The organism is Cognatishimia activa (assembly GCF_001458335.1).
Taxonomy (GTDB): Bacteria; Pseudomonadota; Alphaproteobacteria; order Rhodobacterales; family Rhodobacteraceae; genus Cognatishimia; species Cognatishimia activa.
Genome location: NZ_CYTO01000024.1, coordinates 899,659 through 913,513, shown reverse-complemented (window position 1 = coordinate 913,513; position 13,855 = coordinate 899,659). Strand labels below are relative to the sequence as shown.

Here is a 13,855-nt window from a genome sequence, read left to right as displayed (position 1 = left end):
TTTTAGACGACCCGCCATAAGGGGCTTCCCCGGTCGCATGGCGATTTTATAAAACGCACGCGCCATGCCCAGATCCGCGGCGACCTTGCCGACGAGGTCGTGGTCGCCAACCGATGCGCCGCCGATGGTGAGCAGAAGATCGACGTCATTTGCCAGTTCAAAAGCCGTCCTGAGGCTTTCTTCACTGTCACGCGCAATTGGAAGCAGTCGGCGGTCGGCACCGAGATCTTGCAGCATGGCGTAGAGGCCAAAGCTGTTTGACGCGATGATTTGGTCGTCGTTTGGTGTTTCGCCCGGCATCACCAGTTCATCGCCTGTGGAGAGGATTGCCACCTTTGGCTTGCGGGTGACGGAGACCTCTGGGACGTTCATAGCTGCGAGCAGAGCGATGTCAGATGGTCTTAGCTTTTTGGGGGCTGCAATGGATTGGCCATCTCTAAAATCAAAGCCTTTGGCGCGGACATAGTGGTTGCTGTCTAGGTTATCGCCAATGGTGATTTGGTTGCCATTTACGATGACGTCTTCTTGGATCACAATCCGGTCCGCGCCTTTGGGTAAAGGCGCGCCGGTGAAGATGCGGGTGCATTCTCCGGCACTAATTTTGCCGTCAAATCGGTGGCCAGCGGCGCTTTCACCGATCATGGTCAACACCGCGCCGGGTTTGACGTCTTTATCACGGACCGCATAGCCATCCATGGCAGAGGCGGAAAAGGGCGGTTGGTCGCGACGGGCAGAGGCATCTTGGGCAAGCACTCGACCACCGGCATGCTTCAGCGGCACAACCTCTGTGTCCAATGGTTTGGCAAGGGCAAAGAGATGGGCGAGCGCTTCAGCGACTGAAATCATTTGGCTTCAAACCGTCCGGATTTTCCGCCGTCTTTGAGAACCACGCGGATGCCGGTGATCTCCATAGTCTTATCCACGGCTTTGGACATGTCATAGACCGTCAAAGCAGCGACATTGACTGCGGTCAAAGCTTCCATTTCAACGCCCGTTTGGCCGGTGGTTTTTACCGTGGCCGTGATGTCCACGCCCGGCAGGTGGGCATTGAGGTCGAGGTCGACCGAGACTTTGGTGATTGGCAGTGGATGGCAAAGCGGAATAAGCGTGCTGCATTGCTTTGCGCCCATGATGCCCGCGAGCTGAGCAACCGCCAGCACATCACCTTTCTTGGCGCGGCCTTCTGCAATGATATCAAAGGTTTCTTTGTTCATTTTGACTTGGCCAACAGCAGTCGCAATGCGGTCCGTCACAGCTTTGTCTGAGACATCGACCATATGGGCATCGCCCTTGGCGTCAAAATGGGTGAGACCTTTGTTCTCTGTCATTAGATGGCCTCTGGCATAAGCGGATTGGCGAGGATGGCTTTGGTCGCTGCGGTCACATCTTTTTGACGCATCAGGCTTTCACCAATCAGGAAGGTCCGCGCATTGTAGCGCGCCATGTCCGAGAGGTCTTCGGGTGTGAAAAGCCCGCTTTCGCAGACGATCAGACGATCCTCTGGCACGTCTTTGGACAGAATGCGGGTTGTGTCGAGTGTTGTTTCAAAGGTTTTCAGATTGCGATTGTTGATGCCCATTAGGGGGGATTTGAGCATGCTGGCGCGTTCCAGTTCTTCCGCGTCATGCACTTCCAAGAGCACATCCATGCCCCATGCGAATGCTGCGTCTTCCAGCTCTTGAGCTTGGTCGTCAGACACGGAAGCCATGATGATCAGAATACAGTCGGCCCCCAGCGCGCGGGCTTCGGCCACCTGATAGGTGTCATACATGAAGTCTTTGCGCAGGGCGGGCAGGTTGGTGGCCTCGCGGGCTTGCACCAGGAAGTCCTTAGCGCCTTGGAAGGATGGGGTGTCTGTGAGTACGGACAAACAGGTTGCGCCGCCATCCTCATAGGCTTTGGCCAGCACCGGTGGGTTGAAGTCCTCGCGGATCAAGCCTTTGGAAGGACTAGCCTTTTTGACTTCGGCGATCAGACCGTAGCCGGTTTTGGACGCTTCAATCAGGGCATTGGCGAACCCACGGGTTGGGCTTGCGTCTTTCGCTTCCGCCTCCACATCCGCGTAGGGTTTCGCGGCTTTGTCGGCGGCGACCTCTTCCAGTTTATAGGCTTTGATTTTATCCAGAACGGTCGTGGTCATTGCATGGTCCAGTCGATGGGGTGCTCGCCACGGTCGGCAAGCCAAGTGTTGATACGCGAAAACGGTTTAGAGCCAAAAAAACCGCGCCTTGCCGAAAGGGGCGAAGGATGGGCGGTTTCTATCATGAGATGGTCGCCGGGGTGAATATGCTTTGACAGGTTTTGCGCCTGTTTGCCCCAAAGCACGAAAGCGGTGGGTTTTTTTGAGACTTCCTCGAGCACCTGATGGGCGAGGGTTTGCCAGCCAAGATCTTTGTGGCCGTTGGCTTCGCCCGCGGGCACTGAAAGCACCGTATTCAGAAGTAAAACGCCCTGCGAGGCCCATCCGCGCAGGTCTCCGGTCAATGGGGCGCCGCCGAGGTCGTCGACCATTTCTTTGAAGATGTTGTTTAAACTGCGCGGCAAGGGGCGGACTTCGGGTTCGACCGAGAAAGAGAGCCCGTGGGCATGGCCCGGGGTCGGGTAAGGGTCTTGGCCCATGATCACAACGCGCGTTTGCGAAGGTGCGCAGGCCTCTAGCGCCGCAAAGCGTTGGTCAGCTGGGGGGAGAATATCCCTTTTGTCTTCCTCCAATGTGGCATCGATTACAGGGAGGTTTTCAGTAAAGAACGGAAGATGTTTCCAGCTTTGCGGTGCCATTTGAATGATCAGTTTGCGGCGGCCGAAGTGAGCTTTGCGAGGCAAGTCAGCTTTTCCTTGGCTTTGCCTGAGTCGATGCTTTCTGCCGCAATTTCAACACCTTGTTTGAGATCGTTCGCCTTATCGGCAATCACCAAAGCCGCCGCAGAGTTCAGAAGAACCGCGTCACGATAAGCGCCTTTCTCCCCATCCAAAACAGCACGCAGCGCTTTCGCGTTGTATTCCGGCGTGCCACCAACTGTTTCTTCAAATGGGTGCACCGGCAAACCAGCCTCTTCCGGGTGCAATTCGAAATCACGCACCGAGCCATCGGTTTCCAACGCAGACACGTAGCTGACGCCGGTGATCGTCAGCTCATCTGTTCCGTCCGAGCCATGCACGAGCCACGCTTTTTCAGACCCCAGCTTGCCGAGAGTCTCAGCCATCGGTCGGATCAGATTGCGAGAGAACGCCCCCGTGATCTGACGTTTCGCGCCAGCAGGGTTGGTCAGCGGCCCGAGAATGTTGAAAATCGTACGTGTGCCAAGCTCCAAGCGGGTTGGCATCACATGGGCAATAGCCGGATGGTGCATTGGGGCCATCATGAAGCCAACGCCGCAGGTTTCTAGCGCCTTTTCAACCACATCTGCGCCAACCATAACGTTGATGCCGAGCTCGGATTGAACATCCGCCGTACCGGATTTTGAGCTGGCCTTGCGGTTGCCGTGTTTGGCCACCGGCACGCCTGCGCCAGCAACGGTAAAGATCGACGCGGTTGAGATATTCAATGTGTGTTTGCCAGAACCACCGGTGCCCACGATGTCAATGACACCGTCTGGTGCATTCACCGGCACGCATTTCGCGCGCATCACCGCGGCGGCGGCGGCGTATTCGTCCACGGTCTCGCCCCGCGTGCGAAGCGCCATGAGCAATCCACCGATCTGGCTTGGTGTCGCATCACCGTTGAACAGAATCGTAAATGCCTCTTCCGCTTGGGCGCGGGACAAAGGTCCTTCGGCGGCCGCGTTGATCAACGGCTTTAATGCGTCGCTCATGCCGGCACCTTCATCGTGTCTAAGAAGTTTTGCAGCATGGCGTGACCATGTTCAGACGCAATGCTTTCCGGGTGGAATTGGCAGCCTTGGATCGGAAGCTCTTTGTGCTGAAGGCCCATGATGGTGCCGTCTTCCAGCTCTGCGGTGATTTCCAGACAATCGGGCAGGGTTTCGCGCTCTACCACCAGAGAATGGTAACGGGTTGCTTCAAACGGCGTTGGCAGACCTTTGAACAGCCCTTTGTCCATATGATGCATGGTGCCCATTTTGCCGTGCACAATCTCATGGCAGCGGATCACATTGCCACCAAAGGCTTGACCAATGGATTGGTGACCCAGACAGACACCCATCAGCGGCGTTTTTGTCTCTGCCGCGGCCTCAACCAAGGACAGGCAAATGCCTGCTTCATTCGGGGTGCATGGACCGGGGGACAAGAGAATCCCCGCAGGGTTCATCGCCATCGCTTCTTGAGTATTGAGCGCGTCGTTGCGCCAGACCTGTACGTCGGCTCCCAGCTCGCCCAAATAATGCACGAGGTTATAGGTAAAGCTGTCGTAGTTATCGATCAGAAGCAGCATAGCGGCACTCATTTTCATTCAAAGTAAGAACAGGGTAGGAACCCGGCCCATAGACGGGCTATACATGGACAGGCTTGGCTGGAAGGGTCAAGGGCTGCCGGGGGACAAAGACCCAAAAAGCAGTCTAAAAATACGATGAAAAATCGAAGTCGGCGTCGATGTGCAGGCCAAACGGGCTGACGAGGTCAAGGCGCAAGGCGAAGAAGAGGGCAAGAGCGATGATACGCGGGATTATCACTGGGTTATTCTTTGGTGGTGTATTGGGTTTGATGCTGGCGGGGATTGTGTCCTTGCTGTCGCCCTTGCCATCCGGTGGGGTGGCACCTCCGCAAACCGTAGAACAGACCACCGCGTCACCTGCGCCCACTGAAGGCCAGTCGTTGCGGGAAACCTCGGATACGGACGCCCCTGTGCAAGCTGACTCGGTGGCGCAAGCGCCCGCATCCACAACCGGTGCAGATGGCGCGCCGCTTGCGGATCAAACGTCAGCACCACGACCAGATACGGCGACTGTAGACGCGACACCCGCCGCACCAAGCGAAAATGGTTCGATTGACTTGGCGGTGAATTCCGAAAGCCCGGTACTGCCAAACCCGCAAGCACGCCCAATCGAGCGTCCGGGCGCGGAAGACGAACCCTCGATTTCCGTTGACCCGGCGCAACCGCAAAGCCCGGGTGGCGGAGAGACCCAAGCCTTTGACGCGCCTGAAACTGAAGCATCCCCAACAGTGCCAGCGACGACTGCTGAAGCGTCGCCAAGCGGCGAAGCGCCTTCACAAAATACGGGAGCGGTGGCTGATGCAGCTCCAACGGTTGACGTAACTGCGCCAGAGCAGCCAGCGGAGGAAGAGACAGCGTCACTTCTGAAACCTGTCACTGGATTTGATGAGACATTCGAACAGCGCACGTCGACACGTCTGCCGACGGTTGGTGCAGGCGCGGCGCCACCAGAGGCCGTTGAAGAGACAATTGCGGAAGACGCAAAAGCACCGCTTGAAGCCTTTGCAGTGGCGTTTGAGCCTGAATCCGACAAACCTTTGATGTCTATTGCTCTGCTTGATGATCCAGCGTCTGGGATCGATCTGCAGACATTGGCAGAGTTCCCATTGCCGATGACTGTTGCGGTGGACGCGCAAGCGGCCAATGCATCAACCCGCGCCGCCGAGCTGCGTGCGGCTGGTCTGGAAGTAATTGCTTTGATGAATTTCCCAGCAGGCGCCAGCGCTAGCGATGTGGCTTTGAATATTGAAGGTCAGTTAGCCAATGTTCCCGAGGCGGTTGCGTTTATGGATGGGTATTCAGGTGGCATTCAGGAAACACGCCCGGTTGCCGATCAGGTGATTGAGTATGCATTGGCGAGCGGCCATGGTTTGGTCTTTCAGCCAAAAGGTTTGAACACAGCGCAGAAACTGGCAGTGCTTGAAGGGGTCGGTGCTGTAACCGTATTCCGCGATTTTGATGGCAATGGTCAGACCGATGTGGTGATCCGGCGCTTCTTGGACCAAGCGGCCTTTAAGGCGCGCCAGAGTGAGTCGGTTCTGATGCTTGGCCGTTTGCAAGAGAGCACCATTGCAGCACTGGCAAGCTGGGCGTTGCAGGATCGGGCGAGCACCGTAAGCATTGCGCCAGTGTCAGCGTTGTTGATGTCGGTAAAGTAAATCGGGTAGGCCGGGCTTCAGCCCGGCACATGCGCAAAAAAAAGCCGGGCTGAAGCCCGGCCTACGTTATTAGTTGCCATGCCCATCAAAACGGCCCGCATCCTCTGCGGCGCGGCGGATGGCGTTGGATTTGTGCACGGTCTCCATGTATTCCGCTTCTGGATCGCTGTCGTAAACGACACCGCCACCAGCCTGCACATAGAGCTTCTTGTCTTTCACAATCGCGGTGCGCAGGGCGATACACATGTCCATGTCACCACCGGCAGAGAAATAGCCCACGCCGCCGCCATAGACGCCGCGCTTTTCAGGCTCTAGCTCGTCGATGATCTCCATCGCACGCACTTTTGGAGCGCCAGACACTGTGCCCGCAGGCATGCCTGCAAAGAAGGCGCTGAGGGCGTCTTGGTCATCGGCAAGCTCGCCCACCACGTTTGAGACGATATGCATCACGTGACTGTAGCGTTCGATGATGAATTGTTCGGTCGGGTGCACGGTGCCGATTTTAGACACTTTGCCCGTATCGTTCCGGCCCAGATCCAGCAGCATCAGGTGTTCCGCCAGTTCTTTCTTATCCGCCAAAAGATCCGCCTCATTGGCGCGGTCTTCTTCTGGTGTCGCGCCACGGGGGCGGGTGCCAGCGATCGGGCGGATGGTGACTTCGTTGCCAAAGACCCGCACCAGAATTTCCGGGCTCGCGCCGATCACCTGATAGCCGCCGAAGTTGAAATAGAACATGAAGGGCGACGGGTTGGTGCGGCGCAAGGAACGGTAAAGTGCGAAGGGTGGCAACGGAAAGTCATGGGTCCAGCGTTGTGCTGGCACGACCTGGAAAATATCACCGGCTTTGATGTAATCCTTAGCCTTTTCAACCGCAGCCAAATAGCCAGACTTGGTGAAGTTGCTGACAGGTTCACCCACTTGCAGCTCTTCGCCGAGATCGCGGCTTGCCTGCGGCATGGCTCGTTCAAGATCGCGCACCGCATCCATCACCCGTTCGCCCGCTTGCGCATAAGCCGCGCGCGCGGATTGGCCTTCGCTGACCCATACTGGCGACACAACGGTAACTTCGCCTTTGACACCATCCAGCACGGCAACCACAGAAGGGCGCATCATGCAGGCGTCGGGCAGACCAAGCGGGTCAGGGTTGATGTCTGGCAAATGCTCGACCAGACGAATCATATCGTAGCCCAAGAACCCAAAGAGGCCAGCAGAGGCCTGTGGAAGGTCGTCAGGCAGGTCAATTTTGCTTTCAGCAATCAAGGAGCGCAGATTGGCCAGCGGATCGCCGTCTTGGGTTTCAAACGCGTCCGCATCAAAGCGCGCCTGACGGTTGATGCGGCTGTCTGTGCCGTGGCACTGCCAGATCACATCAGGCTTCATGCCGATGATGGAATAGCGACCGCGCACTTCGCCGCCGGTCACGGATTCGAGCATAAACGCGTCTTTCTGCGCGCCGGTCAGCTTTAGCATCAAAGAAACGGGCGTGTCCAAATCAGCGGCCAGCCGTGTGTAAACCACTTGGTTTTTGCCAGCAGCGAAATCCGCCTCAAAGGCGTCAAAGGAAGGGGTCAAAGCCACGGGTCAGCGTCCTTATTGGAGTTGCGAATGCACCGCGGCCAGTGCGCTTTGATCAATTTCGATCTCGGCACCAGCGCGCACATAGGTCGCATAGGCTTCTAGAATGTCTTGGGTCAGCGCTTGGCTGGCTTGACGGTTCACCAGGTTTTGGATCGAGGTATTCTCGCCAGAGCTTAGATCCGCCGCAGCGACAGCGTCCAGTTCGACGATCAGATAGCTGCCAACACCTTCGACTGCACTTACGTCACCTTCTGCCATTTCAAACACGGTTTGAAGCAGGGCAGGCGGTACGTCTGGCAAAAAGTCCTGACGGGTTGTGTCCTGCTCTTGGGCCACGTTCAGACCAAGGGTGATGATGTCTTTGCCTGACTTCATCTCAGCGATCAGTGCCTCTGCCTTGGCTTCGAGTGCGACTTGCACCTGTTCTGCGCGCCAAGCAGCCTCAACCGCGTCGCGTGCCTCAGCAAATGGGATCGGAGCAGCCTCAGATGTGCCATCAAGACGCAGCGCAAAGATGCCGCCGTCATCCAGCGTGTCCACTTCTGGGAAGTCGCTATCCTGAACCGCTTGCGCCGCTGCGCGGAAATCGGAATAGCCTGCGATGGCTTCTGTGGAGCCTGCGTGGAAGTTGATGGCTTCCAGCACAAGATCGGTTTCATCAGCGACTTCTTCCAAAGTCGCACCGCCCGCAAGCAGGTCATCAACGGTGTTGATCTGCGCGTCAATCACACGGCGGGCGCGATCGGTCGCCAGCTCGTCGCGCAGGGCAGGTTTTGCATCTTCGTAAGAGGTGCTTTGCGCTTCTAAGATGGCATTCACCCGGAAAAGGGCTGGGCCGAGATCTGTTGGCAGCGGGCCAACCACATCGCCGGAACCCGCCGCGAAAACTGCGTCGCCAGCGGCAGAGAGCGCGGACTTGGTCACGTCGCCCATATCCACATCGGTCAATGCCAAGCCACGCGCTTCGACCTCAGCTTCAAAGCTTGAGTTGCCTGCAGTGATTTCTGTTAGGGCAGCAGCAGCATCGGCCTCTGTGCCGTAAACCAGACGTTCGACCAGACGGCGTTCTGGCTGATTGAACTCAGCGCTGCGCTCTTCATAAAGCGCTTTCAGGCTGTCTTCATCGACGTCAACCGTGTCCAAAATCATGGATGGCGCGACCCATGCATAGGTGATGTCACGGGTAGCGGGCTGCATGAAGTTGTCGGTGTTTGCGTCGTAATAGGCTTGCAGGTCCACATCATTAGGCGCTGGAACGCCGGCATCCAGATTGCTTTCGGTGATGGTCGCATAAGAGAAGCTGCGGGTCTCGGCCAGAAACTCGGTTAGTGTTTTGCCATAGGTGCTTGGCATCTCAATGCCGCCAATCACAGCGGTTTGCAGCAAGGTGCGCGCCGCATCTTCGCGCAGGGAATTTTCAAACGCGCTTTCGTTCAAACCAGAGTTTTGTAGGGCAAAGCGATAGGCTTCGCGATCAAAAGAGCCGTCCAAGCCTTGGAAGGCTGGAATGGTCACAATCTGGTCGCGCAGGTTTTCGTCACCCATCGACAGGCCCAGACGCTCGGCTTCCACATCCAAAGCACGCTGAGACACCAGTGTAGACAGGACTTGTTGCGCCAGCCCGATTTGCTGGGCCTGCGCAAAGGTGATGCGCTGTCCTGTTTGGGCTTGGAACGCGTCTAATTCACGTTGAACGGCGTTGTAATAGTCGTTCACGGAGATCGCTTTGCCGTCGACATTGCCAACCGATTGCACATTGCCACCAAGGTTGGTGATGCCAAAGCCGCCAAGGCCAAGGATCAGCATGCCCATCAGGATCCAAACCAGTGTTTTGGTGAAGGAATTTTGTACGGCCATTGCTGTTCTCTCTGGTGCTATGCGCTTTAGGCAATATTTCGGTGGCGAATGTCTACGACGCGGCGGGAAGGGGGGCAAGCGATAAGATTGCTTAACGACCTCAGGGGCTTTGCCCCTCAGCGCTTTGCGCTTTCACCCCAGGATATTTTGACCAAAAAGAAAGCGCTTTTTGGCGTGGAGGAAACGTTGCGCATTTAGCGCGCAGCAGGCGGGTCATAGGCCGCCAAACGGGCAAAAAGGCCGGTGATATGGGCTGCGTCAATATTGGCAAAGGCGATGCGCAGCTGTTGTTTGCCATCGAGGCTGCCTTCTGGATGAAACATTGTACCGGGTAGGCACAGCACGTGGGCGCGTTTCACCAGATCTTGGGCAAGATCATCTGATGCCATTTCAAACGGGTGCTCAAGATAGGCAAAATAAGCGCCAAGCCCCAAGAGCTTCCACCCTTTGGCTTCAAGCAATGGCATATTGGTCTGTATCGCGTCGCGCCGGGCGAGGATTTCTTCTCTTTCGCCTGCCAACCAATTGCCCAGGTTACGCATCCCCCATAGCGCTGCGTGTTGACCCAATTGGTTTGGGCAGATCGCAACGGTGTCTAGGAACTTCTCTACCTCGGTAAGCAGGTCCGCGCTGGTGATCATCGCGCCAACACGGTGACCGGTGAGGCGGTAGGCTTTGGAGAAAGAATAAAGGTGGATCAGGGTTTGATCCCACTTGGGGTCTTTAAAAAGCTCGTGCGCGGGCTCGGATCGACTGTCAAAGTCCCGGTAGGTCTCATCCACAATGAGCTTGATGCCGGCCTTCTTCGCCAAGGCATAAAAGCGTTTTACGAGCTCCGCTGGGTATTCCACACCGCCCGGATTGTTCGGGGTCACCAAAACAATCGCGCGTGTTTTCTTTGTGATCAGCGCCTTGGCGTCTTTTGGATCGGGCAGTAAGCCGTCCCTTGTCGCCAATGGAACGGTCTGAACCCCCTGCATATCCAGCCACATTTTATGGTTGAAATACCATGGGGTAGGCAAAATGACTTCGTCAGTCTCACTGGTGATCGAAGAGATTGCCGCCGCAAAGGCTTGGTTACAACCCGAGGTGATGGCCACCTGATCCGAGGCAATTTCGCCGCCATAATGGGTTTGCCAGCGGGTTGCTACTTCTGCGCGAAGCTCCGGCAGACCCAGCACTGGCCCATAAAGATGGGCCTCGGGCATATTGATGGATGTTTCCGCAATATGACGGCGCAATCCATCCGGCGGCGGATCAAGAGGCGCGGCTTGGCTCACATTGATCAATGGTCGGCTGGACGGGAATTCTCGACCCGCAATCCACCGCCGGGCTTCCATCACCGGCGGCGCAAAAGTTGTTTTTGTACGGGTCGTCGTCATTTGCGGCTGAGGTTAATCGGTGCCGCGATAAGGCTGAACGTATTGCAGTGCCATATCCCATGGGAAGAAGATCCATGTGTCCTGAGACACACCGGTGATAAAGCTGTCCACCTGCGGTTCTCCTTGGGGCTTCGCATATACCGTGGCGAAATGCGCTTTGGGATAAAGATCCCGTACCAATTCGAGAGTTTTGCCGGAATCCACCAGATCATCCACGATCAGAATACCTTCGCCGTCACCCATAATGTCGTCAGATGGCGCTTTTAGCACTTCCGCTTCGCGACGTTGATCCGCCGCGCCGCCGCCGGAGTGATAGGATTTCACGCTGATCGTATCCACCACGCGAATATCAAGTTCGCGCGCGACGATCATCGCAGGCGCCATGCCGCCTCGGGTAATGGCGACAACAGCCTTCCACGCGCCATTGTCGGGACCTTTCCCATCAAGACGCCATGCCAATGCACGCGCATCGCGGTGTAATTGGTCCCAGCTGATATGAAAGCCCTTTTCGTGGGGGAGACGTTCACTCATGTTTTTATCCTTTCTTGCGCCTTAGCTGCGGTCAAGCAACAGACGGACGCCAAGTGCGCCCAGCACAAGGGCGGCGACTCGGTCAAATATCGGTTTGAGGCGGAGATAGCCGTTTTTGGCACGGTTGGTCGAGAGGAGCAGGGCAAAACCCGTGTAGAAACTCCATTCCACTAGCAAATGATTGATCACGACAAAGCTTTTGTCGGCGACGCTCATGTCGCGCGGAAATATGACCAAGAGCACTGCTGAAGCAAACAATACGGATTTGGGGTTGGCGAAGTTCACGGAAAGACCTGTGAGAAAAGCGCGGCCTTTGGGCGGTGCTGCGATGGATCGCAGTGGCTCTTTGGCAGAGCGCCACGTGTTGTAAGCAATCCAGATGAGATAGAGCGCGCCAATGGATTTCATCGTTACATAGGCCCAGGGAAAGAGCTGGAACAGGCCTTCCAAACCAAGCAGGGCGAAGATTGTCCAGATCGCAGCCATGGTGCCAAGGCCAAGTCCTGTTAATATCCCGGTGCTGCGCCCGTTCAACAGCGTCTGGCGCAAGGAGATCAACATTGCGGGGCCGGGACTTAGGATCGCCACGGCCAATGTCAAATTAAACGCAATGATATGAGAGAGTTCCACTTAAGCTCCCTTCGATTGCTGAGAGGGTTTTATTCAGCTTACGGATAAAAACAAAACGGGCCAAGTGATCACTTGGCCCGTTCTCGAATTAAAACTCTGTGGGTCTTGTCACTTTTTGCCCGCGTCAATGTCCGGGGCGTCCACAGCTTTCATGCCAACCACGTGGTAGCCAGAGTCAACGTGCAGGTTCTCGCCGGTCACGCCTGAGGACAGATCGCTTAGCAGATAAAGCGCGGAGTTGCCGACTTCATCGATGGTGACGGTTTTACGCAGAGGAGAGTTGTATTCGTTCCATTTCAGAATGTAGCGGAAGTCGCCGATACCGGATGCTGCGAGGGTTTTGATAGGACCGGCAGAAATCGCGTTCACGCGAATGCCGTCTTTGCCCAAGTCTTCTGCGAGATATTTCACAGAGGCTTCCAGAGCGGCCTTGGCCACACCCATGACGTTATAGTGCGGCATAACTTGCTCTGCGCCATAGTAGGTCAGCGTCAGAGCAGAACCACCGTCTTTCATCAACTTCTCTGCACGCTGCATCACGGCTGTGAAGCTGTAGCAAGAGATGTCCATGGTCATCAGGAAGTTGTCACGGCTGGTGTCAACGTAACGGCCGCGCAACTCGTTCTTGTCAGAGAAACCGATGGCGTGAACGATAAAGTCGATCTTGCCCCACTTTGCTTCGATTTCCGAAAAAGCCGCGTCGATGGAAGCTGGGTCAGACACATCACAATCGATCAGTGTGTCGACACCCAATTGGTCGGCCAGTGGCTGCACGCGTTTTTTGAAGGCGTCGCCCATATAAGAGAAAGCCAGCTCTGCGCCCGCGTCGGCGCAAGCCTTCGCAATACCCCATGCGATGGATTTGTCATTCGCAAGGCCCATGATGAGGCCGCGTTTACCAGCCATCAGATTATTTGACATTTGGACTACTCCGTCCCTTATTCCGTTTTAAATGACCTTTAGGCGATAGGTTACACATCATCAAGGCCACTCGAACCGAGCGTGGCGCAAATGGTATCGGAGAAAGACATGTCAGATCGCAGCGGAATTTTTGCTGGTGACAACCCATTTGAATTGACCCGGAGTTGGTTGGCGGAAGCGGAGACTGCTGAGCCAAATGACCCCAATGCAATTGCTTTGTCGACCGTCGACAAAGATGGGCTCCCAAATGCCCGGATGGTGCTTTTGAAGGATGTCGAAGATGATGCCTTCGTGTTTTACACCAACTATGGCTCTGCGAAGGCGCAGGAAATTGAGCAGGCGGGGAAGGCCGCTTTTGTCATGCACTGGAAATCATTGCGCCGCCAAGTCCGTGTGCGTGGCACCGTCAGTCGCGAAGATGGAGAGAAGGCGGATGCCTATTACAAATCACGGTCGCTTAAGAGCCGCTTGGGTGCTTGGGCGAGTGATCAGTCTCAGCCACTCCCCTCTCGGGCGAGCTTGGTCGCAAAGGCGGCCAAAATGTCCACTGTGCACGGAACAGCACCGAAACGGCCACCGTTCTGGGGTGGGTTTCGGATCGTTCCGGTGGAAATCGAATTCTGGGCAGATGGTGCTTTTCGCTTGCACGACCGCTTCGTTTGGCGCCGCGCAACCCCTTCTGATGCATGGGAAATTATACGTTTGAACCCTTGACATCCACGTGACGTAAAATGCAACCCTATGAAAGAACTGCGATTTTTTTCCTTGCTGCGCGTAAGGAATTGTCGCAGTAAAGGGATGACCCTGGGGATGGGGTCGCGCAGAGTAAGGCCGTGAGAATGGATGATGTAACTGCCCAGAAGATCGGCGGGCAGGTGAAGTGGTTCGATCCTGTAAAAGGGTTTGGT

General features: G+C 56.0%; 14 protein-coding genes and 1 pseudogene. 3 read left to right on the top strand and 12 right to left on the bottom strand.

Features of this window, described 5'->3' with window-relative positions:
- The 6 genes from TA5113_RS15590 to TA5113_RS15565 all read right to left on the bottom strand — a co-directional run.
- Nucleotides 1-846, bottom strand: an 846-nt coding sequence (locus tag TA5113_RS15590) for a molybdopterin molybdotransferase MoeA (RefSeq protein WP_058316818.1), incomplete at its 3' end; no start/stop codon positions are given.
- Nucleotides 843-1,328 (bottom strand): cyclic pyranopterin monophosphate synthase MoaC, encoded by a 486-nt coding sequence (gene moaC / locus TA5113_RS15585; RefSeq protein WP_058315952.1) that lies wholly within the window; start codon nt 1,326-1,328, stop codon nt 843-845. The genes moaC and TA5113_RS15590, both read right to left, overlap by 4 nt.
- Nucleotides 1,328-2,140, bottom strand: a complete 813-nt coding sequence (gene trpC, locus TA5113_RS15580) for an indole-3-glycerol phosphate synthase TrpC (RefSeq protein WP_058315953.1) — start codon at nt 2,138-2,140, stop codon at nt 1,328-1,330. The genes moaC and trpC overlap by 1 nt, the downstream gene beginning before the upstream one ends.
- The gene (locus TA5113_RS15575; RefSeq protein ID WP_058315954.1) at nt 2,137-2,778 is read right to left on the bottom strand and encodes a uracil-DNA glycosylase; all 642 of its coding nucleotides are present in this window, start codon (nt 2,776-2,778) and stop codon (nt 2,137-2,139) included. The genes trpC and TA5113_RS15575 overlap by 4 nt, the downstream gene beginning before the upstream one ends.
- An 8-nt stretch (nt 2,779-2,786) precedes the next feature.
- The gene (gene trpD, locus TA5113_RS15570) at nt 2,787-3,812 is read right to left on the bottom strand and encodes an anthranilate phosphoribosyltransferase (RefSeq protein ID WP_058315955.1); all 1,026 of its coding nucleotides are present in this window, start codon (nt 3,810-3,812) and stop codon (nt 2,787-2,789) included.
- Entirely contained in the window at nt 3,809-4,390 is a 582-nt protein-coding gene (locus TA5113_RS15565; RefSeq protein WP_058315956.1) for an anthranilate synthase component II, read from the bottom strand. Before TA5113_RS15565 ends, trpD begins: the two co-directional genes overlap by 4 nt.
- 218 nt (nt 4,391-4,608) lie before the next feature.
- On the opposite strand from TA5113_RS15565, the gene TA5113_RS15560 reads away from it, so the two are divergent.
- On the top strand, nt 4,609-6,048 hold the full coding sequence (locus tag TA5113_RS15560) for a divergent polysaccharide deacetylase family protein (protein ID WP_058316817.1): 1,440 nt from the start codon (nt 4,609-4,611) through the stop codon (nt 6,046-6,048).
- Nucleotides 6,049-6,117: 69 nt separating this feature from the next.
- Here the strand turns inward: TA5113_RS15560 and trpE are convergent, their stop codons facing one another.
- From trpE to fabI, 6 genes are all read right to left on the bottom strand, one after another.
- Nucleotides 6,118-7,626: an anthranilate synthase component I gene (gene trpE / locus TA5113_RS15555; protein WP_058315958.1), complete on the bottom strand. Its 1,509-nt coding sequence runs from the start codon at nt 7,624-7,626 to the stop codon at nt 6,118-6,120.
- Between the two features lie 12 nt (nt 7,627-7,638).
- Nucleotides 7,639-9,483 (bottom strand): SurA N-terminal domain-containing protein, encoded by a 1,845-nt coding sequence (locus tag TA5113_RS15550; protein ID WP_058315959.1) that lies wholly within the window; start codon nt 9,481-9,483, stop codon nt 7,639-7,641.
- 194 nt (nt 9,484-9,677) lie between these two features.
- Nucleotides 9,678-10,865 carry an aminotransferase gene (locus tag TA5113_RS15545; protein ID WP_058315960.1) on the bottom strand — a complete coding sequence of 396 codons (1,188 nt, stop codon included), beginning with the start codon at nt 10,863-10,865 and terminating at the stop codon, nt 9,678-9,680.
- 12 nt (nt 10,866-10,877) lie between these two features.
- On the bottom strand, nt 10,878-11,396 hold the full coding sequence (gene gpt / locus TA5113_RS15540; RefSeq protein WP_058315961.1) for a xanthine phosphoribosyltransferase: 519 nt from the start codon (nt 11,394-11,396) through the stop codon (nt 10,878-10,880).
- A 21-nt stretch (nt 11,397-11,417) separates the two neighbouring features.
- Nucleotides 11,418-12,026 (bottom strand): LysE family translocator, encoded by a 609-nt coding sequence (locus tag TA5113_RS15535; RefSeq protein WP_058315962.1) that lies wholly within the window; start codon nt 12,024-12,026, stop codon nt 11,418-11,420.
- Nucleotides 12,027-12,134: 108 nt separating this feature from the next.
- Nucleotides 12,135-12,947 carry an enoyl-ACP reductase FabI gene (gene fabI, locus TA5113_RS15530; RefSeq protein WP_058315963.1) on the bottom strand — a complete coding sequence of 271 codons (813 nt, stop codon included), beginning with the start codon at nt 12,945-12,947 and terminating at the stop codon, nt 12,135-12,137.
- Between the two features lie 90 nt (nt 12,948-13,037).
- Here fabI and pdxH point away from each other — a divergent pair, with 90 nt between their 5' ends.
- Nucleotides 13,038-13,661 (top strand): pyridoxamine 5'-phosphate oxidase, encoded by a 624-nt coding sequence (gene pdxH, locus TA5113_RS15525; RefSeq protein WP_082625935.1) that lies wholly within the window; start codon nt 13,038-13,040, stop codon nt 13,659-13,661.
- Nucleotides 13,662-13,780: 119 nt separating this feature from the next.
- Nucleotides 13,781-13,855 (top strand): annotated as a pseudogene (locus TA5113_RS17415) (cold shock domain-containing protein); the annotation flags it as partial.

Bases quoted from the DNA above. Each gene is read 5' to 3' on its own strand.
- moaC (WP_058315952.1), bottom strand. From the start codon at position 1,328: ATGACAGAGAACAAAGGTCTCACCCATTTTGACGCCAAGGGCGATGCC.
- gpt (WP_058315961.1), bottom strand. From the start codon at position 11,396: ATGAGTGAACGTCTCCCCCACGAAAAGGGCTTTCATATCAGCTGGGAC.
- TA5113_RS15565 (WP_058315956.1), bottom strand. From the start codon at position 4,390: ATGCTGCTTCTGATCGATAACTACGACAGCTTTACCTATAACCTCGTG.
- trpC (WP_058315953.1), bottom strand. From the start codon at position 2,140: ATGACCACGACCGTTCTGGATAAAATCAAAGCCTATAAACTGGAAGAG.
- TA5113_RS15545 (WP_058315960.1), bottom strand. From the start codon at position 10,865: ATGACGACGACCCGTACAAAAACAACTTTTGCGCCGCCGGTGATGGAA.
- TA5113_RS15550 (WP_058315959.1), bottom strand. From the start codon at position 9,483: ATGGCCGTACAAAATTCCTTCACCAAAACACTGGTTTGGATCCTGATG.
- fabI (WP_058315963.1), bottom strand. From the start codon at position 12,947: ATGTCAAATAATCTGATGGCTGGTAAACGCGGCCTCATCATGGGCCTT.
- trpD (WP_058315955.1), bottom strand. From the start codon at position 3,812: ATGAGCGACGCATTAAAGCCGTTGATCAACGCGGCCGCCGAAGGACCT.
- TA5113_RS15560 (WP_058316817.1), top strand. From the start codon at position 4,609: ATGATACGCGGGATTATCACTGGGTTATTCTTTGGTGGTGTATTGGGT.
- TA5113_RS15575 (WP_058315954.1), bottom strand. From the start codon at position 2,778: ATGGCACCGCAAAGCTGGAAACATCTTCCGTTCTTTACTGAAAACCTC.
- pdxH (WP_082625935.1), top strand. From the start codon at position 13,038: ATGGTATCGGAGAAAGACATGTCAGATCGCAGCGGAATTTTTGCTGGT.